We start from the raw sequence: 19,095 nt of genomic DNA on the forward strand, positions 1-19,095 counted from the left end.
AGAATGGGGTCATGGTCAGGTTGCCACTCACCCCCGCCGAGGTAGAACGCGGACAGCGCCTCGGCGCCCTGCTCCGCCGAGCCCGGGGCCACCGCTCGATGCTGGACGTGGCGCTCGCCTCGCACATCTCGCCGGAGACCCTGCGGAAGATCGAATCCGGCCGTGTTGCCACCCCCGCCTTCCCGACCATCGCAGCGATCGCCGACACCCTCGGCCTGTCTCTCGACGCCGTCTGGGCCGAGATCAGCCAGGCGGAGCAAACCGTCGAGGATCGGTCGGCCCTGCCTGTCACACGGCGTCCATTGCTGGTTTCGTAACGCCGCACTCGCGACCTGGCCGCCTGCCGGCTCCGTCGATTCCCACCCAGAGGGCGGCGACCTTGTGGCCGCTGAGCCGACAGAGCCCGCAGCTGCCCACCGGCAGGTGCCGCTGCGCTTCACTCCGGAGGCTGGCACCACTCGTGGACCTTCCCCCTGCGGCCCGGGCGACGGACCTGCGAGGATTTGCCCCCCACTGTCCTCGACCACCCCTCGTCACTCCTCGGAGTGCGAGATGGCCAGGCCGGAGGTCATCAGGCCGAGCTCGCGGGGCCGGACGGTCTGCAGGCTGCCCAGGCTGGCGCGGTGCAGGACGGAACCCTCGTGCAGCCGGCTGGCCGTCTGCAGGCCCATGTGCGGGTGCGGCGGCACCTGCATGCCGGGCTGATCGGCGATGTCGTCCGGGCCGTAGTGGTCGACGAAGCACCAGGCGCCGACCATCCGGCGGCCCAGGTTCGGCAGCAGCCGGCGGACGACGGTGCTGCCGCCGCGCACGGTGAGGGCGGTCACAGGCCGAAGCGGGTGCGCTGGGACACGGGCACCAGGTCGACGTAGTCGGGGTGCTTGGTCAGCCAGCCCCGGATGAACGGGCAGTACGGCAGCACGTCCGCACCCTGCTCGCGCGCGGCGTCGAGGGCGGCCCGGGCCAGCGCCCCGGCCAGGCCGCGGCCCGCGTAGGCGGGGGCGATCTCGGTGTGGATGAAGGCGATCTCGTTCGCGTGCCGGAAGTACTCGGCGAAGCCTGCGAGTTCACCGTCCTCCGTGATCTCGAACCGCGAGTTCTCGGGGCTGTCCGTCACGGTGGCGGTCATCGCTCATCGCCGGCGGCGGGACCGGAGGCCGGCTGTCTACCGTGCCAGGTAGCGGAGTTCGACCGCTTTCAGGTCGACCTCCCGCCCGCTCTGGCGCAGCCGGGTCGACGACGGGACGGAGAGCCCCGCGCTGACCACCACGAGTCGCAGCGCGCCGTCGCTCACTTCGCCCCCGTCACGGTCTCGGCGGCCGCGGCGATCCGGGCGGCGTGGGTGGGACCGTCCGGCACGGTGGCGGGCCGGCCGGCCGCGAACTCCTTGCGCAGCACCGGGATGACCTCCTCGCCGAGCAGGTCGAGCTGCTCCAGGACGCTCTTCAGCGGCAGCCCGGCGTGGTCGATCAGGAAGAGCTGGCGCTGGTAGTCGCCGAAGGTCTCCCGGAAGGTCAGGGTCTTCTCGATGACCTCCTGCGGGCTGCCCACGGTCAGCGGCGTCTGCTCGGTGAACTCCTCCAGCGACGGCCCGTGCCCGTACACCGGCGCGTTGTCGAAGTAGGGCCTGAACTCCCGTACGGCGTCCTGCGAGTTCCGGCGCAGGAACACCTGGCCGCCGAGGCCGACCATGGCCTGCTCGGGCGTGCCGTGGCCGTAGTGGGCGTAGCGCTCGCGGTAGAGGCCGACCAGCTGTTGGAAGTGCTCCTTGGGCCAGAAGATGTGGTTGGCGAAGAAGCCGTCGCCGTAGTACGCGGCCTGCTCGGCGATCTCCGGCGAGCGGATCGAGCCGTGCCAGACGAACGGCGGGACACCGTCCAGCGGGCGCGGGGTGGCGGTGAAGGACTGCAGCGGGGTGCGGAAGCGGCCCTGCCAGTCCACCGTGTCCTCGCGCCAGAGCCTGTGCAGCAGTGCGTAGTTCTCGATCGCGAGCGGGATGCCCTGGCGGATGTCCTGGCCGAACCAGGGGTACACCGGGCCCGTGTTGCCGCGGCCCATCATCAGGTCCACCCGGCCGTCCGCGAGGTGCTGGAGCATCGCGTAGTCCTCGGCGATCTTCACCGGGTCGTTGGTGGTGATCAGCGTGGTGGCGGTGGAGAGGATGATCCGCTCGGTACGGGCGGCGATCCAGCCGAGCATGGTGGTCGGCGAGGACGGCACGAACGGCGGGTTGTGGTGCTCACCCGTCGCGAAGACGTCCAGACCCACCTCCTCCGCCTTGAGCGCGATGGCGACCATGGCCTTGATCCGCTCGTGCTCGCTCGGCGTCCGCCCGGTGGTGGGGTCGGTGGTCACGTCCCCGACGCTGAAAATTCCGAACTGCACTGTCTTCTCGCCCTCTGCGCCGTGTGTCTGCCTGCCCCGTCCCTGCCGACTCTAGGGCCCGCCCGGGTGCTGTCATGCCTGGCTGTACATCCATCCCAGTCCCTGAACGCCCTGCTCACCCACGCTCGCGGTAGCCGTCCCGGCCGACGTCGGCGGCGGCCCCGCCACCCGCCTCGCGCTGCACCGCCGTTGACCCTGGCGTCGGCACGGCCGGCCCGTGCCGACGCCAGGCGGGGGTTCACGGGAGGACGACCACCCGCCCCGTGGTGGTGCCGTCGGCCACCCGCTGGACGCCGTCCGCCGCGCCGTCGAGCGGCAGCCGCTCGCTCACCAGTGGCCGGACCACGCCCTTCGCGGCCAGCGCGGTCAGTTCCGCGTGGGCGGCCACGACTGCGGCCGGCTCGCGCACGCCGTACAGGCCCCAGTGCAGCCCGAGCACCGAGTAGTTCTTCACCAGGGCGTGGTTCAGGCCCGGGGTCGGGATGGTGCCGCTGGCGAAGCCGACCACCACGATCCGGCCCTCGAAGGCGACGCAGCGGGCCGACCCGGTGTACGCGTCGCCGCCGACCGGGTCGAAGACCACGTCGGCGCCGCGCCCGCCGGTGAACTCCTTGACCACCGCCACGAAGTCTTCGGACCGCCGGTCGATCACCACATCGGCGCCCAACTCCCGCGCCGCCACCGCCTTCTCGGGGCCGCCGACGACGCCGATCACGGTCGCCCCGGCCGCCTTGCCGAGCTGGACCGCCGCACTGCCGACGCCGCCGGCCGCCGCGTGCACCAGCAGCGTCTCCCCCGCCCGGAGGGCGGCCCGCCGGTGCAGGGCGAACCAGGCCGTCTGGTAGGCGATGTGCAGCGCCGCCGCCTCCGCGTCGTCCAGCGCCGCCGGGGCCGCGAACGCCGTCCGGGCGTCCATCAGCGCGTACTCGGCGAACGCCCCGGCCGGCAGCAGCGGTGTCCCGATCACCCGTTCCCCGGCCCGATCGCCGCCGACCACCTCGCCGCACAGCTCCACGCCGGGGGTGAACGGCAGCGGCGGCCGCACCTGGTAGTGCCCCCGACACATCAGCGCGTCCGGGAAGTTCACCGCGGCGGCCCGCACCCGGACCAACAACTGCCCCTCGCCCGCCGATGGTTGGTCCACCTCGGCCAACCGCATCACGGCACCGGGCTTGCCCAGCTCGCCGACCTGCCACGCCCGCATCGCGTTCACTCCTTCTCGAGTTGCCGCTGGAGTCGGTTCATCCCGTCCAGCCAGCGGTCCGGATCGGCCGCCCGGGTCGCGTAGTAGTCGGCCACCTCGGGGTGCGGCAGGATCAGGAAGCGCTCCTCGGCGATCCCCCGCAGCACCGAGTCCGCCACCGCAGACGGTTCCAACGCCCCGTCGGCCAGCAGCAGTTGCCCGGCGCGGCCGGACTCGTCCAGCATTCTGGTCCGGACGCCCTGCGGGCAGACCGCGTGCACCCGGACACCCCGGTGCCGGTAGCTGGCGGCCAGCCACTCGGCGAAGGCCAGCGCCCCGTGCTTGCTCACGGCGTACGGCGCGGAGCCGAGCATGGTGAGCAGCCCGGCGGCCGAGACGGTCGCCACGAACCGGCCCTCGCCGCGCTCCAGCCAGTCCGGGAGCAGCAGTTCGGCCGACCGGACATGAGCCATCACGTTGACGTCCCAGGCCGTGGCCCAGGCCGCCGGGCCGGCATCCGCGCCGCCTGCCGTGCCGACGCCCGCGTTGGCACAGTAGACGTCGATCGCGCCGAGCTCCGCGCGGGCGGCGGCGATCAGCTCGGTCGGGTCGGCGGCGTCACCCGGCACGGCGTACGCCCCGATCGGGCCGGCGACGGCCCGGGCGGCCCCGGCGTCGAGGTCGTTGACCACCACCCGGGCCCCGGCGGCGGCGAAGGCGGTGGCCAGTGCCGCGCCGATGCCGTGTCCGGCGCCGGTCACCACCACGCCACGCCCGGCGAGGCTCACAGCCCGCCGACCAGCGAGACGCCGCCGTCCAGGGTCAGGGTCTGGCCGGTGATCCAGGCCGACTCCTCGGAGAGCAGGAAGGCGACCGCGCCGGCCACGTCCTGCGGCACGCCGAGCCGGCCGAGCGGGTAGGCGGCGGCGACCCGCTCCTCCCGGCCGTCGTACAGCGCCTCGGCGAACTTGGTCTTGACGATGGCGGGCGCGACCGCGTTGACCCGGATGCCGGGGGCGAGTTCGAACCCGAGCTGGGCCGTCAGGTGGATCAGCGCGGCCTTGGAGACGGCGTACATGCCGAGCCCCGGCGCGGCCCGCAGGCCCGCCAGCGAGGCGACGTTGACCACCGCACCGCCGTGCTCGCGCATCCAGGCGTCGTACGCCAGCTTCGTCCAGGCGATCGGGGCCAGGAGGTTGACGCCCAGAATCTTCGCGGCCTGCTCGGTGCTGACGTCCAGGACCGGGCCGTACACCGGGTTGATGCCGGTGTTGTTGACCAGGTGGTCGAGCCGGCCGAAGGTCTCGATCGTCCGGGCCACCGTCTCGGCCTGGTGCGCGGGGTCGTCGGCCTTGCCCGCCACGGCGATCGCGTGGTCGGGGCCGCCGAGTTCGCGGACCGCCTCGGCCAGCGGCTCGGCGTTGCGGGCCGTGACGCAGACCTTGGCCCCCCGCTCCACCAGCTCCCGGGCGATACCGAGGCCGATGCCCCGGCTGGCTCCGGTGACCACGGCCACCCGGCCCTTCAACGACGGTGCCATCACGAGTCCCTCTCGACGGAGTTCCCAGGAGTACGGGCTGACTAAGCGCTTGCTTAGCATCCAAGCGGCCGCGCACACTGTCAACCACCCGCCGGGACCTGCGGCACCGTCTGGGAGGATTGCCCGCATGACCGACCGAACCTCCGCCGACCTCTGGCCCGCCGACGGCCTGGGCGAGCGCACCGAGGCGGCCCGACGGCTGCTGCTCGCGGCGGTCGAGTCCTTCGCCCGGCGCGGCTACCACGCGACCACCACCCGGGACATCGCCACCGCCGCCGGGATGAGCCCGGCCGCGCTCTACATCCACTACTCCTCGAAGTCGGCGCTGCTCTCCGAGATCAGCCGCACCGGCCACCAGGCCACCCTGGACCTGGTGGAGCGGGCCGCGGCCGCCGACGGACCACCGGTGGAGCGGATGCGCCGACTGGTCGAGGACTTCACCTGCTGGCACGCCCGGGGCCACACGGTCGGACGGATCGTCAACCACGAACTGCACGCGCTGCCGGAGCAGGACTTCGCGGTGGTCGCCGAGTTGCGGCGACGGATCGAGGAGACCGTCCGCCGGATCATCGAGGACGGGGCGGCGGCCGGCGCGTTCGAGGTGCAGGACGTCCGCACCGCCGCCCGCGCGGTCACCTCGCTCGGCATCGACGTCTCGCGCTGGTACACCGAGCGCAGCAGCGAGACGCCCGAGGAGCTCGGCCGGCGCTACGGCGTGCTGGTGCTGCGGATGCTGGGTGCCGCCGCCTGACCCTCCGACAGAGACTTCCGCCCTCCCCTTGCTTAGGTTAGGCTCCCCTTACCTATCGAGGAGGACGGATGTCCGACAGCCCTGCCCTGCCCCGCCCGGCCGGACCGGCGCCCACCGCCGCCGAACGCGCCCGCACCCTGCTGGAGTTCGGCTCCTCGGTGATCCTCGACGTGCCGGGCATCGACCTGGCCAACCGGCCGGGCGTCCCGCCGCTGGTGCGCTGCGCCGTCCTCCCCGACGGCGCGCTGGCGGTGCTGGCCGCGCACGACTCGCCGCTCTGCCGGATCGCCTCGGTCTCCCGCGCGGAGGAGGTGGCCGCCCTGCTGGAGGCGGTGGACGTCGCCCCGGTCGCGATGCCGCACCGGATCCGCGGCCGGGCCACCGTGCACGGCCGGCTCACCGCGCTCCGGCCGGCCGCGCCTGAGGTGCTGGACGGGCTCTTCCCGGACCGGCCCGCCGGGCAGTACGCGCTGCTCCGGTTCGACCCGGACCACCTCTCGGTCGAGGACCTCTGGGGCGCCGACTGCTGCGTCGACCTGACCGACTTCGGCCGCACCGCGACCGACCCGCTGGCGGCCGAGGAGGCCACCGTGCTCCAGCACCTCGCCTCGGCGCACGCCGACCGGCTCGCGCAGCTCGGCGCCCAGGCCGTCGACCACCCGGCGGGCCCGGCCGACTGGCCGGAGCACGGCCGGTACGAGGTCCGGCCGGTGGCGCTGGACCGGTTCGGGCTGCGGGTCCGGCTGCTGGCCGGGGACCGGGCGCTGGACGCCCGGTTCGAGTTCCACCGGCCGGTCACCGGACCGGAGGAGCTGGCCGAGGCGATGCACCGGCTGTTCTCCCGGGTCCGCACCCACTGAGGGCCCGTCAGGCCGGGGTGATCACCGAGAACAGCCCGCCCTCGCGGTCCCGCAGCCGGGCCACCCGCCCGTACGGGGTGTCGGTCGCGGGGCCCTCCGCCGCGCCGCCGAGCTCCACCGCGCGGCGGACGGCCAGGTCGGTGTCGGCCACCGAGAAGAACACCTCCCAGTGCGAGCCGACGTCCTCGGCCCGCCGCAGGGCCGCCACGCTGCGGTGCTCCGCCCGCAGCACCACCCGCTCGTTCTCGTACCGCACCTCGAACCGGTCCGGGTCGCGCTCGTCCCAGCGGAACACCTCGCCGTAGAACAGCGCCGCCTGGAACGGGTCGCCGGTGCGCAGCTCGATCCAGACCGGCGCGCCGGTCGAGCTGACCCGGGTGTTGCTGCCGAGGGCGCCCTCCCAGATCCCGAACGCCGCCCCGGTCAGGTCCGAGGCCAGCGCCATCCGCCCCGCGTCGAAGGCCAGCGGGCCGATCGCCACCGTGCCGCCGCGCTCCCTGATCCGGGCGGCCGTGTCGTCCGCGCTCTCGGTGCCGAAGTAGCTGGTCCAGGCCACCGGCGGCTGCCACTCCCCCTCGGTGGCCCCGATCCCGGCCACCTCCACCCCGTCCAGCACCACCCGGACGTACGGCCCGAACCCGTGCCGGCCGTCCTGGAACGACCACCCCAGCAACGGTCCGTAGAACTCCTGGGCCACCGTCAGGTCACGCGCCATCAGACTGACCCAGCACGGCGCGGCCGGCACGCATCGGACGGTCACGGTCTGCTCGCTCATTCGGAGCCCTTCCTTCCGGTCGTGGCGTTCTCACCCTAGGCCGAGCCGCCCGAGGAGGGGTGGTTCGGCTCGCGGCGGGCAGATCCTTCGGGTGTGATGGGGCCGACGAGAGGAGCCGCGATGAGGAACGGGTACGTCGTCGTGGGAGCGAGCCTGGCGGGGGCGAAGGCCGTCGAGACGTTGCGGGCGGAGGGGTTCGACGGGCCGATCACGCTGATCGGGGCCGAGTCCGAGCTGCCGTACGAGCGGCCGCCGCTGTCCAAGGGCTACCTGATGGGGAAGACCGCGCGGGAGAAGATCTACGTCCATCCGGCCGAGTGGTACGCCGAGCAGCGGATCGACCTGCGGCTCGGCACCCGGGTCGGCGCGATCGACCCGGCCGGCCACACCGTCGACCTGGCCGACGGGAGCCGGCTCGGGTACACCAAGCTGCTGCTCACCACCGGCTCCTCGCCGCGCCGGCTGACCGTCCCCGGCGCGGACGGCGATCAGGTGCTGTACCTGCGGACCGTCCAGGACAGCGAGCGGATCAAGGCGGTGATCCGTCCGGGCGCCCGGATCGTGGTGATCGGCGCGGGCTGGATCGGCCTGGAGACGGCGGCCGCCGCCCGCGAGGCGGGCGCCGAGGTGACCGTGCTGGAGTCGGCCGAACTGCCGCTGCTGCGGGTGCTCGGCCGGGAGGCGGCGGAGGTGTTCGCCGACCTGCACCGGGCACACGGCGTCGACCTGCGGTTCGGCGTCCAGGTGACCGGGCTGGCCGAGGACGGCGTCCGGTTGGCGGACGGCCCGCCGGTGCCGGCCGACGCGGTGGTGGTGGGCATCGGCATCACCCCGAACACCGAGCTGGCCGAGGCGGCCGGACTGACCGTCGACAACGGCATCCGCACCGACCGGTACCTGGCCACCTCGGCGCCGGACGTCTACGCGGCGGGCGACGTGGCCAACGCGATGCACCCGCTGTACGGCCACCCGATCCGGGTCGAGCACTGGGCCAACGCGCTGCACCAGCCGAGGACCGCCGCACGGTCGATGCTCGGCCAGGACGCGGTGCACGACCGAGTGCCGTACTTCTTCTCCGACCAGTACGACCTCGGCATGGAGTACACCGGCTACGTGCGGCCGGACGGCTTCGACCGGGTGGTGTTCCGGGGCGACCGGGCGGGCCGCGAGTTCATCGCGTTCTGGCTCTCCGAGGGGCGGGTGCTGGCCGGGATGAACGTCAACGTCTGGGACGTCACCGACCCGATCCGCGAGCTGGTCCGCTCCGGCCGCCGGGTGGACCCGGACGAGCTGGCCGACCCGGCCGTGCCGCTGGACCGGGTCGGCCTGGGCTGACCGGTCGCTCCCACGGTCCGTCAGCTGATCGCGTAGTCGGTCGGCCGGGAGCCCTCGCGCAGCTCGCCGTGCGCCTTGGTGAGCAGTTGCATCGCCAGCTCGTTCAGCGCGCGGGCTCCCGCCACCTCCTCGCCGACCCGCAGCTGCGGGCGGTCGGCGTGGTGCCGGGTGCTGTAGCCGTGCGCCCGCAGCTCGGTGCCGTCGGCGAGCCGGACCAGCGCGGCCGCCTTGGTCCGGTCACCCTCTTCGGCGAACTCCAGCTCGACGTGCCAGCCGACGAGTGTCCTGGTCATGGTCACCACCGCCTCCGGGAGGTCCTGTCCCTCCAGCGTGCTCCCGGAGCCGGGGTGCCGGCCAGGGTCAGTCCGGCCGGGGCTCGCACTCCTCCCGGCCGGTCTCGCGGTGCACCACCCTGGCCGGGCGGTCGGGGCCGCCGGGGACGACCTGCTGAGGACGTCCGCAGCGGGGACAGATGAGCGGGATCTTGGGCATGGCGTCCTCCTTGCTCTTCAGTGTGCTCCGGACCACTCCCCACCGGTATTGAACGCGTTCAGGGATGCCGTAGAGTCAGCGGCGAAAGAGCTTTGAACGCGTTCAACAGAGGGGGTGGCCGTCGTGACCGCGCTGGTCGACCTGATCGTGATGCTCGGCATGCTGGTCGTGGTGCCGCTCGGGCTCGGACTGCTCGGCGGACCCGGCAGCGCCGCACTGGCCAGGCTCTGGCCGCTCGCCGCGCTGCCCGGCGCCGTCACGCTCTGGCTGCCGCGCGGGGCCACCGCCACCGCACTGGCCTCGGTCTACGCGGCCGCCACCGTCGCGCTGGCCGCCCTCGCCCCGGCCCGGCTGGCCCGGCACCGCTCGCTCGCCCCCGCCGAACTGGCGGCGCTCACCGCGCTGCTCGCCCCCTCGGTGGCCGGGCTCGCCCTGGTCGCCGAACGCTCGGGCACCCGGCTGTTCGGCTTCGACCTCGACATCCTGGCGCTCACCGTGCCGCACTTCCACTTCGCCGGCTTCACCGCCGCGCTGGTGGCCGGGCTGGTCTGCCGCAGCACCCGGAGCCGCCCCGGCCTGGGCCGGGCGGCGGCGCTCAGCGTGCCGGTCGGCACCCTGCTGGTGCTGGCCGGGTACTTCGTCGACGACTGGGCCGAGCTGGTCGGCGCCGTCGTGCTGACCGCCGGGATGTGGCTGGTCGGCCTGCTCAGCTGGCAGGAGCTCGCCCGCCGGGCACCCGACCGGCTGACCGGGCGGCTGCTGCGCTGCTCGGCGGCCGTCCTGGTGGTCACCATGCTGCTCGCGCTCTGGTGGGCGCTCGGCGAGGCGACCGGCCTGACCCACCCCACCCTGACCTGGATGGCCGCCACCCACGGCCTCGGCAACGCGCTCGGCTTCGCGCTCTGCGCGCTGCTCGCCTGGCGCCGACTCAGACTCTCCGGCGATTGGGGGGTGGGTGAAGGAGCGGTGGTGGGGTGCGTGCCTCGGCGGCGCCGAGGAGGAAGTCCATGCGGAGCATCGGCGACCGACGAGAAGCCGGCGAGGTGCGTGCCCCGGCGCCGCGACGCCGCCCACCCCCCATCGCCGGAGAGTCTCAAGGAACTGGACCGATGACCGGAACTCGCACCAGCACCACCACCACCTTCAACTACCCCGAGGTCGGCGCCACCCGCACCCCCGACCGGCTGCCCGAGGGCTACCACCTCCTCCGCCACCACGAGCTGATCGGCCACGGCCGCGCGGCGCTGGAGGCCGCCGGGGCGATGGTGACCGACTGGCGGATGCACCGGGGCACCGGCGCCACCGTCCGGACCGAGGCCCGGGCGGCGGCGCCCGGAGTCCGGCTGACGGTCGGCCTCGGGATCGGGCGGCTGCGGTTCCAGGCGCCCGCCGAGGTGGTCTGGACGGTCGCCGAGCCGGACCGGATCGGCTTCGCCTACGGCACCGTGGCGAGCCACCCGGAGCGCGGCGAGGAGTCGTTCATCGTGTCGATGGGCCCCGACCGGTCGGTCTGGTTCACCGTCACCGCGTTCAGCCGCCCCGCCTGCTGGTACACCCGGCTGGCCGGTCCGGTGGTCCCGCTGCTGCAACGGCTGTACGCCCGGCGGCTCGGCCTGGTGCTCCGCCGGGGGGTCACCCTGCCCGGCTGAGCACCCGTCAGCCGAGCAGCTCCCGGGCGTCGGCGGCGTACCGGACCGAGAAGTACGGGTTGCGGCGCAGCGCCGTCCGGAGCAGCTCGGCCGCGCCGGGCAGACCGAGTGCGTGCTCGATCACCCCGCCGCGGTACGCGCCGAGCGCCCCGGCGCCGCCCGCCCCGGCGGCGAACCGGATCTGCGGCAGCGCCTCCCCGTCCCGCCCGGCCCGGTGCAGTGCCCAGGCCAACTCCTCGGCCACCAGCGGGCTCTGGCGGCGCTGCCACTCCTCGGTCAGTAGCCGGACGGCCTCCGCCGGGTCGCCGTGGTCGGCCAGGTAGCGGGCCAGCTGCAGGTCGACCGGGCCGGTGGCCAGCCGGGCCTCGGCCGCCAGGGTGGCCAACTGCTGTGCCGCCTCCACCCGGTGGCCGCCGCTCAGCAGCAACTCGGCGTACTCCAGCAGGAACTGCGGCTGCGGCACCCGGGTCACCAGCTCGGCGTACCGGCCCAGCGCCTCCTCGGTCCGGCCGAGCGCGGCGGCCGTCCGGGCCAGCCCGAAGGCGGCGAAGTGGTCGTCCGGCTGTACCGCGAGCGCGTGCCGGTAGTGCTGCTCGGCCTGCTCCGGCCGGCCCTGCTCCCAGGCCAGGTCCCCCAGCCGGTGGGCACTGAACGCCCGTTCACCCGGCGTGACCGCCAGCTCCAGGGCCCGTTCCAGCGCGAGCACCGCCTCCTCGGTCCGCCCGTGCGTCTCCAGGTCGTACGAGGCACGGGTGTACGCGGCCGTGGTGGGGGCCAGGTCCAGCAGGCGCTGGGTGGCGGCGGTGGCGGCCGGGAGGTGGCCGAGCTGGAGCTCGGCGTCCGCCAGCACCGCGTACCCGGCCGCCCGGTCGGGGGCCATGCCGGTGGCCCGCAGGCCGAACTCCCGGGCCGCCGCGAACTCGTGGCGGGCGTTGGCGAGCTGGCCCGAGCCGACCTGCGCCGGGTAGTTCTGCGCCGGACGCAGGTCGAGCGAGCGGGCCAGTGCCCGGTCGGCCTCCGCCAGCTGCCCGCTGTCCAAGGTGGTCCTGGCCCGGTCCACCGCCGCGATGGCCAACTCGGCCCAGGCGGTGGCGTCCTGGGGCCGCTGTCCGGCGGCCTGCCGGGCAGCGGCCAGCGGGTCGGCGGGCGGCGGCGGGACCACCACCGTCGCCGGGCCCGGGGCCGGGCCGCCCGGACCGAGCGTCAGCAGTCCGGCCGCGCAGGCCAGCACCAGCGCGCCCCGGCCGACCGCGCCCGCCAGGCCGTACCGACGGATCACGGTCCCGCGTGCGGCAGGTTGACGTAGGGGAAGACCGTCGAGGCGGGCTTCGGCTGCCAGTTGAAGGAGGGCGGCGGCAGCAGGTGCGCGGCCGAGCGGTCGGAGGGTTCGCCCTCCAGCATCCGCAGCAGCGGCACGTCGATCTCGTCGTTCAGGCGGCGGCCGTTGGGGTAGCCCTGGAGGTCGCCTTCCAGCACGCCGTACGGGTGCGGGTCGGCGCTGACCGGGGTGGTGAGGTTGAGCCGCAGCTGGTCGGCCCAGCGCAGGGCCGCCGGGTCGGCGTCGGCGTTCATCGCCTGGGTGTTCAGGTCGAGGCCGAACCGGGAGCCGTTGTCCCGGCCGAAGCCGCTGAGGAAGAGCGCCCGGATGTCGGTGCGCGGGCCGGCCGGGGCGGTGAAGCCCTGGGCCGCCTCGATCCGCCGGGGCGGCGCGGGGTCGAGCGCCGCGGCCAGGAACTCCTGGTCCTGTGCGTCGAGTTCGGCCGGGCGGGCGTTGAACCGGTCCTCCGGACCGCCCGGCTGGGAGAGCCCGGCGAAGGTGCCCCAGAGCGCGAACACGATGTGCGGGTTGCCCAGCCGGCCGATCTGCCGGTAGCTCGCGGCCTGGGTCCGCAGGTCTCTGGCCAGGTCGGCGCCCTCGCGGGAGACGGTGGCCCAGACGCCGACCACCGGGTTGCGCTCCGGGTCGCCGTTCAGGGCGAGTTCGCGCTTGGGGAGCTGGAGCACCAGCGCGCCGACGTTCAGCGCGGAGAGCGGTCCGGCGGCGGGGAGCGCCCCCGGCACCGGGCCGATGGTGCCGACGGTGAAGAGGCCGAACACCCGGCTGTCGGCGACGAACGGCTCGGCGATCTGGCCCGCCAGCGTCCGGCCGCCGCCGGGCAGGCTGCGGGTGGCCTCGCTGCGCAGCGCGGCGTAGTCGGGCATCAGCGCCAGACCGGTGTGGGTGGGTGCGGCGGTGCCGTCCGGGATCAGCGTCTCGGTCCGGCCGCCGCGGATCCGCTCCAGGGTGTAACGCTGCTTGAACAGCAGCGAGTTGTCCCGGAGCGAGCGCACCGGACCGACCGCGATCGGACCGGCCCCGAACAGCCGTCGGTCCTCGTTCCGGAAGGTCCACCGGTAGGTGGTGTCCGGCTGCCCGGTGCCCCGGCCGTCCAGGTGCAGCTCGTACCTGGCCCGGGTGGCGAAGGGGTAGTTCAGCGGCCCGGCGCCCGGGAGTTGGCCGGGCTGGACGTCGACCACGATGGTCACCTGGTCGGGATCGTCCGGGCTGGTGAAGGCGAACACGTCGGTGATGTTCGCCTGCCCGTCGGCCAGCACGGCGGGCGAGTCGAAGTGACCGCCGGCCTGGCTGCGGCCGAGCAGCGGGCCGCCCAGCGAGGCGGCGGCCAGGGTGGCGACGGCGCCGCCGAGGAACATTCGGCGGCTCGGACGGTGGGCACCGGCGGACATGGCGGCTCCAGGGATTGCGGTGGACCTGCCCAAATGCCCTTCATGGCACCGGCTTTGGGCAGCAAGGGGCCGGCCCGTTGCCCGGACGGCCAGGGCAAACCTAGGCCCGAGTGGATCTTCACGCACTCCACACCCGCCAACTCCCACGGACGAGTCACGCAATTCCTCCGTCCGGCCCAACTTCAGCCACAGGCCGTACCCCTCAAGCGTCATGCGTACACGCATCTACCGGAATCACCGCTAGCCTTCGAGCGCATCCCCCGACCAGGGCCCGTCGGCCCTGACTCGGCGCGCCCGCATGCCCATCACCCTGCTGCGGTCGGCGAGTTGCCCCTTCAGCCAAGGAATCATATGAAACTACGTCAACTCTTCTCGGTGCTCTTCGCGGCGTTGCTGATGACCATGGCCGCCCCCGGCCCGGCGCAGGCGGCCGGCCTCCCGCCCGGCCCGTACGTCTCCCCCTGGGGCACCGCGCAGGTCGAGTGGGCGCCGAGCTTCCGGGCCCGGCTCGCCGAGCAGGCGGTGGAGATCACCCCGATCGCCCCCGTCACCGCACTGCCGGACGACCGGGGCATCATCAGCGACATCGGCTGGACCTCGGGCGACTACATCGACCTGGAGAACTTCGGCCGGGTGTACTACCCGGGCGGGGTGACCCTCAGCAACCCGCAGACCAACGGCAGTTGGACCATGGACGAGTTCTGGCTGCGATTCTGGCCGGAGCGCGGTCTCTCCTCCCAACTGGTGGTCAACGGCGTCAAGTCGCCGACCGAGCAGCTGTTCTGCTCGTACACCCTGCAGGACGCCTTCGGCTCCGGCTGGGGCCTCACCTTCGGCGGTGTCCGGACCGCGAAGGTCCCGCTGACCCTGACCGAGGTCGGCGCCACCACCCTCAACGAGGCGCTCGGCACCTCGTTCTCGGCCGGGGAGCCGTTCGGCGTCCTGTCCGGCACCTTCCGCTACCTCCCCTGACCCGTCACCCTCCTCAGGAGCCCGACATGCGCATCCTCCGCAAGCTCGCCATCGCCGCCACCGCCCTCGCCCTGGCCGCCCCGGTCGCCCTGGCCCCGACCGCGCAGGCGTCCGTACCGGCCGCCCAGGGCGCTGAGCAGCGCGCCAACCGGATCTACATCTCCCCCTGGGGCAGCGCCCAGGTCCGGGTCAGTGACACCACCAAGGCGTGGCTGATCGCCAACGACGTCAAGCTCGGCGCGATCGAGCCGTTCACCCTGGACGCGGACGGGTTCGGCTTCAACATGCCGATCGGCTCCACCGCCGGTGACCACCTGGACGAGAAGGGCCGGATCTTCTACCCCGGCGGGATCACCCTGAAGCAGGAGAGCAGCCAGACCTTCTTCGAGCTGGTGCCGACCTGGATCCGGATCATGCCCCAGCCCGGCTACTCGGCCGGCGTCAAGGTGAACGGGGAGAAGCTCAGCGACGAGACGCTGATCGCCTACACCACCCCGGCCGAGGTGATCGCCAACGGCCGCCCCACGCTGACCGGCTTCAAGCTGGACCGGGTGCCGTTCCACGTCACCGCGGACGCCGCCACCCTGACCAAGGCGTACTTCGGCGACGGCCTCAAGGCGGACTCGATGTTCGGCACCCTGACCCCGAACTTCGACTACGTGCCCACCAACTAGGCCGGAATAGCTCGCCGGACCGGACCGTTGACGCCGACGCAGACCGCACCGGACGAGAAGGGCAGGAAGGCCGATATGAGCACCGTCGAACTGACCACCGAGAACTTCGACGAGGTGATCGGGGGCGCTGACGACAAGAACTTCGTCTTCATCGACTTCTGGGCCGGCTGGTGCGGCCCCTGCGTACGGTTCGCGCCGGTCTACGAGAAGGCCGCCGAGCGACACTCCGACATCGTCTTCGCCAAGGTCGACACCGAGGCGCAGCGCGAGCTGGCGGCGGCCTTCGACATCCAGTCGATCCCGACCCTGGCGATCATCCGGGACGGCACGCTGGTCTTCTCCCAGGCGGGTGCGCTGCCCGCGCCGGTGCTGGAGGACCTGATCGGCAAGGCCCGCGAGCTGGACATGGACGAGGTCCGGGCCAAGGTCGCGGCGGAGAAGGCGGAGACGGCCGAGAAGGCCGAGCAGCACTAGGCCACCGCGAGGAACGTGGGCGGGCCCGGGGACGAGACCGGGCCCGCCCTCCGCCTGCCCGGAGCTCTCAGACCCGGGCGGCCAGCCCGTCCAGCAGCAGCCCGAGCGCCAACTCGAAGCCACGCTCGTCCAGCCCGCCGCCCCGGGCGGCCGACTCGCTGAGCGCCTCGGCCAGGGCCGGGTACTCCGGCCGGTACTCCTCGGCGGGGCGGGCGAACCCGGCGGTGAAGGTCTCCAGCGCGGAGCCGAGCACCAGGTAGTCCAGCGCGGCCGCCGCCTCCGCCGCGTCGGCCGGCCCCAGCCCGGCCCGGCCGAGGGCGGCCAACAGCGCCTCGTACCCCAGCAGTTGGCGGTCGGCCTCGACCCGGCGGCGGGCCAGCAGGGCGATCGTGTTGGGGTGCCGGCGGAAGACCGCGCGGTACCCCCGGGCGTACCCGGCGATACCGTCCCGCCACTGCGGGTCGGCCAACGGGGCGAGGTCGATCTCGGCGTTGACCAGCTCGGCGAGCGAGTCGAGCAGCTCGTCCTTCCCGGCCACGTGGTTGTAGAGCGAGGCGGCCTTGACCCCGAGCCGCTCGGCCAGCGCCCGCATGGTGAGGCCGTCCGGACCGGTCTCGTCCACCACGGTGAGCGCCGCCCTGGCGATGATCTCCCTGCTCAGCAGTGCCCTGCTGGGTCTCCCCACGTCCCCGCCCTCCGCCCGCACCGTCGCCCGCCCCGGCGTCCGTCCGCCGGTCCGGCCACGTTACAGCCTGCCGCCGGGCGGTTTCGGGGCGCAGGCGGCGCCCGCCCGGAGCACGGCGGGCGCCGTGGCGGAAATTCGGTTGACCCGGCGCCCGGGCGGCGCTGCACTGTGCCGGGCAGCACGCGTCGTGGTGCCGGTGTTCCCGGGGAGGCAGCAGCAGCGATGGAAATACGTCCCGTCACCGACCAGGACCTCGACGTCTTCGTCGACACGCTCCACACCGCGTTCGGGCGCTTCCCGGAGACCCCGGCCGAGAGCGGTGGCGGGCTCTGGTGGTCGGCGCTCGAACCGGACCGCTGCCTGCTCGCCGTGACGGCGGACGGCCGCCCGGTCGGCACCGCCGGTGCGTATCCGTTCGAACTCACCCTGCCCGGTGGGGCCTTGGCCCCGGTCTCCGGGGTGACCGCGGTCGGCGTGCTCCCCTCGCACCGACGCCGGGGCGTGCTCAGCGCGATGATGCGGCATCAGCTCGGCGAGCTGCGGGCCCGCGGGGAGTTCCTCTCCGTCCTGCTGGCCTCCGAGGCGCTGATCTACCGTCGGTTCGGCTACGGCCCGGCCACCTACACGGCGCGGATCACGGTGCCGCGCCAGGACGGCGCGTTCGCCGCGCCCCGGGCGCGCGGAGCGGGCGACGCCCCGGCGGCCGGCTCGGTGGAGGTGCTGCGCCGCAGCGAGTGCGGCGAGCTCCTCGAGGAGATCTACGACCGGTACCGCCGCGCCCAGCCCGGCGCGCTCTCCCGGCCGCACCGCTGGTGGAGCCTGGGCGCGGGACAGCCCCCGGTCTCCTCGACACCGCGCCACGTCGCCGTCCACCGCGACACCGACGGCGTCCCGGACGGGTACGCCAGCTACTCGCTCGGCGACGGCGGCACCCTGACGGTCGACGAGACCATCGCCACCGACGACGCGGCCGGCACGGCCCTGACCCGGTTCGCGCTCGACCACGACCTGGTCACCCGGGTGGTGTTCAAGCACCTTCCGACCGGGCACCCGCTGCGCTGGCAGCTCACCGACTTCCGGGCCGCCGAGGTCGGCAACGACACCGACTGGCTCTGGGTGCGCCTGCTGGACGTCCCGCGCGCGCTCACCGCCCGCGACTGGGCCACCGACGGCGAGCTCGTCCTCGACGTCGACGACCCGTTCCTCGGCGAACACGGCCGCTACCTGCTGACCGTCCGGGACGGCAAGGCCGACTGCGGCCCGACCGACCGGGAGCCCGACCTGTCCCTGGACGTGAGCGACCTCGGCTCGGTCTACCTCGGCGGCACCGCCCCGAGCACGCTCGTCCGGGCCGGACACGTCCGGGCTCACCACCCGGGCGCGGCCGCCGTCGCCGACGCCCTGTTCCGCGCCGAGCGCACGCCGCACTGCCTGCACTGGTTCTGACCCCGTTTCGACCCCACCGCGCCGACATGAAGCGGCCGAACCGGGGCAGCCGAACCGGTGAGGACACGTCGGCCAGGGAGCGGCCCGGGGCGGCGCGCGAGTGGAGGGAGATCCGTATGAGCGGCACGGAGATCTGGCAGTTCCGTTCCACCTCCGGCCACATCTCCGGTGGTGACCTGATCGGTTTCCACGTGGAGGCGACGGACGGCCACATCGGCAAGATCGACAAGCTCTCCGAACAGGCCGAATACTCCTACCTGGTGGTCGACACCGGCCCGTGGATCTTCGGCAAGTACGTCCTGCTGCCGGCCGGGACCGTGGTCCGGGTCGACGAGGCGGCCCGGAAGGTGCACGTCGACCGCACCAGGGACGAGATCAAGGGTGGCCCCGAGTTCGACGGGCAGCACCACGAGGTCGACCCCCACTACCGGGAGCGGTTCGCCACCTACTACGGCCCGTTCCACGGCGAGCCGATGCCCTGACCCGCCGTCATGCCATCGCCCGCGTCGGGCCGCCATCGCCTGGCAGCCCCACGACACCTCCGCAGCCGGCCGCAGCCACCCCGCCAGGGAGCACTCCGATGAACCGTTCCGTCCCGCCCCAGCTCTCCACCGCCGAACTGACCTCCGAAGCCGCGGAGTTGATCCGCGCGGCCGGGCTGGCCGCCCAGCCCGGCGGCCCACCCGGCCTGCTCCACCTCGCCGACGCGGCGCACGTGGTCGGCGCGCTGGCCGGCCTGACCGCCCGGCTCCCCGAGCTGCTCGACCAGGTCGCCGCCTTCCTGAGCAGCGAACAGGCGACCGGCCGGATCGGCCCGCAGCCCACCCGGAACGACCACGCCGGTGCGGAGTTCGACGCCATCCGGCTGGCCCGCGACGCCCGCGAGCACCTCTACGAGGCGGGCCGCACCGCCGCCCTCCTCGCCGAGTCGGTCGCGGCAGCCAGCACCGCCCTCTCCCCCATGGGAGCCACCCGCACGGCGGGCGGTCCGACCACCCCGCACATCTGACGTCCTGACGCGTCGGGGCGATCCGCTCGCCCCGGTGCCCGACACGTTCGCGGCGACGGCCCCGCGTTCGGCCGAGAACTCCGGAAGCTCAGCCGTTTCTGACGGATCGTCAGATGTGCAGCTGCCAAGGCGAATGCG

At 73.8% G+C, this 19,095-nt stretch carries 23 protein-coding genes and 2 pseudogenes; 12 read left to right on the forward strand and 13 right to left on the reverse strand.

Annotation, left to right across the window (positions count from 1 at the left end; genetic code table 11):
- Positions 1-11: 11 nt before the first annotated feature.
- Positions 12-317, forward strand: a complete 306-nt coding sequence (locus tag OHV05_RS05800; protein ID WP_405016664.1) for a helix-turn-helix domain-containing protein — start codon at positions 12-14, stop codon at positions 315-317.
- Positions 318-536: 219 nt separating this feature from the next.
- Here OHV05_RS05800 and OHV05_RS05805 read toward each other — a convergent pair.
- From OHV05_RS05805 to OHV05_RS05835, 7 genes and pseudogenes are all read right to left on the reverse strand, one after another.
- Positions 537-827 (reverse strand): annotated as a pseudogene (locus tag OHV05_RS05805) (pirin family protein); the annotation flags it as partial.
- Positions 824-1,129, reverse strand: coding sequence for a GNAT family N-acetyltransferase (locus OHV05_RS05810; RefSeq protein WP_405016665.1), 306 nt, complete (start codon positions 1,127-1,129; stop codon positions 824-826). The gene OHV05_RS05810 and the pseudogene OHV05_RS05805, both read right to left, overlap by 4 nt.
- A 36-nt stretch (positions 1,130-1,165) precedes the next feature.
- Complete coding sequence (locus OHV05_RS05815) at positions 1,166-1,294, reverse strand: hypothetical protein (RefSeq protein ID WP_405016666.1); 129 nt, start codon at positions 1,292-1,294, stop codon at positions 1,166-1,168.
- On the reverse strand, positions 1,291-2,385 hold the full coding sequence (locus tag OHV05_RS05820; protein ID WP_405016667.1) for an LLM class flavin-dependent oxidoreductase: 1,095 nt from the start codon (positions 2,383-2,385) through the stop codon (positions 1,291-1,293). The genes OHV05_RS05815 and OHV05_RS05820 overlap by 4 nt, the downstream gene beginning before the upstream one ends.
- A gap of 238 nt (positions 2,386-2,623) precedes the next feature.
- Positions 2,624-3,589 (reverse strand): NADPH:quinone oxidoreductase family protein, encoded by a 966-nt coding sequence (locus OHV05_RS05825; protein WP_405016668.1) that lies wholly within the window; start codon positions 3,587-3,589, stop codon positions 2,624-2,626.
- 5 nt (positions 3,590-3,594) lie between these two features.
- On the reverse strand, positions 3,595-4,356 hold the full coding sequence (locus OHV05_RS05830) for an SDR family oxidoreductase (protein ID WP_405016669.1): 762 nt from the start codon (positions 4,354-4,356) through the stop codon (positions 3,595-3,597).
- Positions 4,353-5,108: an SDR family oxidoreductase gene (locus OHV05_RS05835; protein ID WP_405016670.1), complete on the reverse strand. Its 756-nt coding sequence runs from the start codon at positions 5,106-5,108 to the stop codon at positions 4,353-4,355. Before OHV05_RS05835 ends, OHV05_RS05830 begins: the two co-directional genes overlap by 4 nt.
- Before the next feature lie 127 nt (positions 5,109-5,235).
- Between OHV05_RS05835 and OHV05_RS05840 the strand changes: the two genes are divergently transcribed.
- Both OHV05_RS05840 and OHV05_RS05845 read left to right on the forward strand, forming a co-directional pair.
- Positions 5,236-5,859, forward strand: a complete 624-nt coding sequence (locus OHV05_RS05840) for a TetR/AcrR family transcriptional regulator (protein WP_405016671.1) — start codon at positions 5,236-5,238, stop codon at positions 5,857-5,859.
- Positions 5,860-5,927: 68 nt separating this feature from the next.
- On the forward strand, positions 5,928-6,719 hold the full coding sequence (locus OHV05_RS05845; protein WP_405016672.1) for a DUF2470 domain-containing protein: 792 nt from the start codon (positions 5,928-5,930) through the stop codon (positions 6,717-6,719).
- 7 nt (positions 6,720-6,726) lie between these two features.
- On the opposite strand, the gene OHV05_RS05850 is transcribed toward OHV05_RS05845, so the two are convergent.
- A complete protein-coding gene (locus OHV05_RS05850) occupies positions 6,727-7,494 on the reverse strand; it encodes a VOC family protein (protein ID WP_405016673.1) in 768 nt (255 codons plus the stop codon).
- A 120-nt stretch (positions 7,495-7,614) separates the two neighbouring features.
- On the opposite strand from OHV05_RS05850, the gene OHV05_RS05855 reads away from it, so the two are divergent.
- Positions 7,615-8,829, forward strand: coding sequence for an NAD(P)/FAD-dependent oxidoreductase (locus OHV05_RS05855; RefSeq protein ID WP_405016674.1), 1,215 nt, complete (start codon positions 7,615-7,617; stop codon positions 8,827-8,829).
- A gap of 20 nt (positions 8,830-8,849) precedes the next feature.
- Here OHV05_RS05855 and OHV05_RS05860 read toward each other — a convergent pair whose 3' ends face one another.
- The gene (locus tag OHV05_RS05860; RefSeq protein WP_405016675.1) at positions 8,850-9,122 is read right to left on the reverse strand and encodes a DUF1876 domain-containing protein; all 273 of its coding nucleotides are present in this window, start codon (positions 9,120-9,122) and stop codon (positions 8,850-8,852) included.
- Between the two features lie 67 nt (positions 9,123-9,189).
- On the reverse strand, positions 9,190-9,321 hold the full coding sequence (locus OHV05_RS05865) for a hypothetical protein (RefSeq protein ID WP_405016676.1): 132 nt from the start codon (positions 9,319-9,321) through the stop codon (positions 9,190-9,192).
- Positions 9,322-9,444: 123 nt separating this feature from the next.
- On the opposite strand from OHV05_RS05865, the pseudogene OHV05_RS05870 reads away from it, so the two are divergent.
- Both OHV05_RS05870 and OHV05_RS05875 read left to right on the forward strand, forming a co-directional pair.
- A pseudogene (locus tag OHV05_RS05870) lies at positions 9,445-10,254 on the forward strand (YndJ family protein); the annotation flags it as partial.
- Between the two features lie 176 nt (positions 10,255-10,430).
- Positions 10,431-10,970 carry a DUF1990 family protein gene (locus OHV05_RS05875; RefSeq protein ID WP_405016677.1) on the forward strand — a complete coding sequence of 180 codons (540 nt, stop codon included), beginning with the start codon at positions 10,431-10,433 and terminating at the stop codon, positions 10,968-10,970.
- A gap of 7 nt (positions 10,971-10,977) precedes the next feature.
- Here the strand turns inward: OHV05_RS05875 and OHV05_RS05880 are convergent, their stop codons facing one another.
- Positions 10,978-12,249 carry a tetratricopeptide repeat protein gene (locus OHV05_RS05880; protein ID WP_405016678.1) on the reverse strand — a complete coding sequence of 424 codons (1,272 nt, stop codon included), beginning with the start codon at positions 12,247-12,249 and terminating at the stop codon, positions 10,978-10,980.
- Positions 12,246-13,697 carry a DUF4331 domain-containing protein gene (locus OHV05_RS05885; protein ID WP_405016679.1) on the reverse strand — a complete coding sequence of 484 codons (1,452 nt, stop codon included), beginning with the start codon at positions 13,695-13,697 and terminating at the stop codon, positions 12,246-12,248. Before OHV05_RS05885 ends, OHV05_RS05880 begins: the two co-directional genes overlap by 4 nt.
- Positions 13,698-14,048: 351 nt before the next feature.
- Between OHV05_RS05885 and OHV05_RS05890 the strand changes: the two genes are divergently transcribed.
- The 3 genes from OHV05_RS05890 (at position 14,049) to OHV05_RS05900 (ending at position 15,817) form a co-directional block, all read left to right on the forward strand.
- A complete protein-coding gene (locus OHV05_RS05890) occupies positions 14,049-14,669 on the forward strand; it encodes a hypothetical protein (RefSeq protein ID WP_405016680.1) in 621 nt (206 codons plus the stop codon).
- 26 nt (positions 14,670-14,695) lie between these two features.
- The gene (locus OHV05_RS05895) at positions 14,696-15,343 is read left to right on the forward strand and encodes a hypothetical protein (protein WP_405016681.1); all 648 of its coding nucleotides are present in this window, start codon (positions 14,696-14,698) and stop codon (positions 15,341-15,343) included.
- Positions 15,344-15,418: 75 nt separating this feature from the next.
- Entirely contained in the window at positions 15,419-15,817 is a 399-nt protein-coding gene (locus OHV05_RS05900) for a thioredoxin family protein (RefSeq protein WP_403040818.1), read from the forward strand.
- A 67-nt stretch (positions 15,818-15,884) separates the two neighbouring features.
- Here the strand turns inward: OHV05_RS05900 and OHV05_RS05905 are convergent, their stop codons facing one another.
- Positions 15,885-16,502 carry a TetR/AcrR family transcriptional regulator C-terminal domain-containing protein gene (locus tag OHV05_RS05905; RefSeq protein ID WP_405016682.1) on the reverse strand — a complete coding sequence of 206 codons (618 nt, stop codon included), beginning with the start codon at positions 16,500-16,502 and terminating at the stop codon, positions 15,885-15,887.
- A gap of 222 nt (positions 16,503-16,724) precedes the next feature.
- Here OHV05_RS05905 and OHV05_RS05910 point away from each other — a divergent pair, with 222 nt between their 5' ends.
- From OHV05_RS05910 to OHV05_RS05920, 3 genes are all read left to right on the forward strand, one after another.
- Positions 16,725-17,948 (forward strand): GNAT family N-acetyltransferase, encoded by a 1,224-nt coding sequence (locus OHV05_RS05910; RefSeq protein WP_405016683.1) that lies wholly within the window; start codon positions 16,725-16,727, stop codon positions 17,946-17,948.
- Positions 17,949-18,064: 116 nt separating this feature from the next.
- Positions 18,065-18,430: a PRC-barrel domain-containing protein gene (locus OHV05_RS05915; protein ID WP_405016684.1), complete on the forward strand. Its 366-nt coding sequence runs from the start codon at positions 18,065-18,067 to the stop codon at positions 18,428-18,430.
- Positions 18,431-18,528: 98 nt separating this feature from the next.
- A complete protein-coding gene (locus OHV05_RS05920) occupies positions 18,529-18,957 on the forward strand; it encodes a hypothetical protein (protein ID WP_405016685.1) in 429 nt (142 codons plus the stop codon).
- The last annotated feature ends 138 nt before the right edge of the window (positions 18,958-19,095 follow it).

Origin of the sequence: Kitasatospora sp. NBC_00070, assembly GCF_045041205.1 — a bacterium.
In the GTDB taxonomy this organism is placed as follows: domain Bacteria; phylum Actinomycetota; class Actinomycetes; order Streptomycetales; family Streptomycetaceae; genus Kitasatospora.

Coding starts and splice junctions, on each gene's coding strand:
- OHV05_RS05800 (WP_405016664.1), top strand. CDS start 12: ATGGTCAGGTTGCCACTCACCCCCGCCGAGGTAGAACGCGGACAGCGC.
- OHV05_RS05810 (WP_405016665.1), bottom strand. CDS start 1,129: ATGACCGCCACCGTGACGGACAGCCCCGAGAACTCGCGGTTCGAGATC.
- OHV05_RS05825 (WP_405016668.1), bottom strand. CDS start 3,589: ATGCGGGCGTGGCAGGTCGGCGAGCTGGGCAAGCCCGGTGCCGTGATG.
- OHV05_RS05835 (WP_405016670.1), bottom strand. CDS start 5,108: ATGGCACCGTCGTTGAAGGGCCGGGTGGCCGTGGTCACCGGAGCCAGC.
- OHV05_RS05840 (WP_405016671.1), top strand. CDS start 5,236: ATGACCGACCGAACCTCCGCCGACCTCTGGCCCGCCGACGGCCTGGGC.
- OHV05_RS05845 (WP_405016672.1), top strand. CDS start 5,928: ATGTCCGACAGCCCTGCCCTGCCCCGCCCGGCCGGACCGGCGCCCACC.
- OHV05_RS05850 (WP_405016673.1), bottom strand. CDS start 7,494: ATGAGCGAGCAGACCGTGACCGTCCGATGCGTGCCGGCCGCGCCGTGC.
- OHV05_RS05855 (WP_405016674.1), top strand. CDS start 7,615: ATGAGGAACGGGTACGTCGTCGTGGGAGCGAGCCTGGCGGGGGCGAAG.
- OHV05_RS05860 (WP_405016675.1), bottom strand. CDS start 9,122: ATGACCAGGACACTCGTCGGCTGGCACGTCGAGCTGGAGTTCGCCGAA.
- OHV05_RS05865 (WP_405016676.1), bottom strand. CDS start 9,321: ATGCCCAAGATCCCGCTCATCTGTCCCCGCTGCGGACGTCCTCAGCAG.
- OHV05_RS05875 (WP_405016677.1), top strand. CDS start 10,431: ATGACCGGAACTCGCACCAGCACCACCACCACCTTCAACTACCCCGAG.
- OHV05_RS05885 (WP_405016679.1), bottom strand. CDS start 13,697: ATGTCCGCCGGTGCCCACCGTCCGAGCCGCCGAATGTTCCTCGGCGGC.
- OHV05_RS05890 (WP_405016680.1), top strand. CDS start 14,049: ATGAAACTACGTCAACTCTTCTCGGTGCTCTTCGCGGCGTTGCTGATG.
- OHV05_RS05895 (WP_405016681.1), top strand. CDS start 14,696: ATGCGCATCCTCCGCAAGCTCGCCATCGCCGCCACCGCCCTCGCCCTG.
- OHV05_RS05900 (WP_403040818.1), top strand. CDS start 15,419: ATGAGCACCGTCGAACTGACCACCGAGAACTTCGACGAGGTGATCGGG.
- OHV05_RS05910 (WP_405016683.1), top strand. CDS start 16,725: ATGGAAATACGTCCCGTCACCGACCAGGACCTCGACGTCTTCGTCGAC.
- OHV05_RS05915 (WP_405016684.1), top strand. CDS start 18,065: ATGAGCGGCACGGAGATCTGGCAGTTCCGTTCCACCTCCGGCCACATC.
- OHV05_RS05920 (WP_405016685.1), top strand. CDS start 18,529: ATGAACCGTTCCGTCCCGCCCCAGCTCTCCACCGCCGAACTGACCTCC.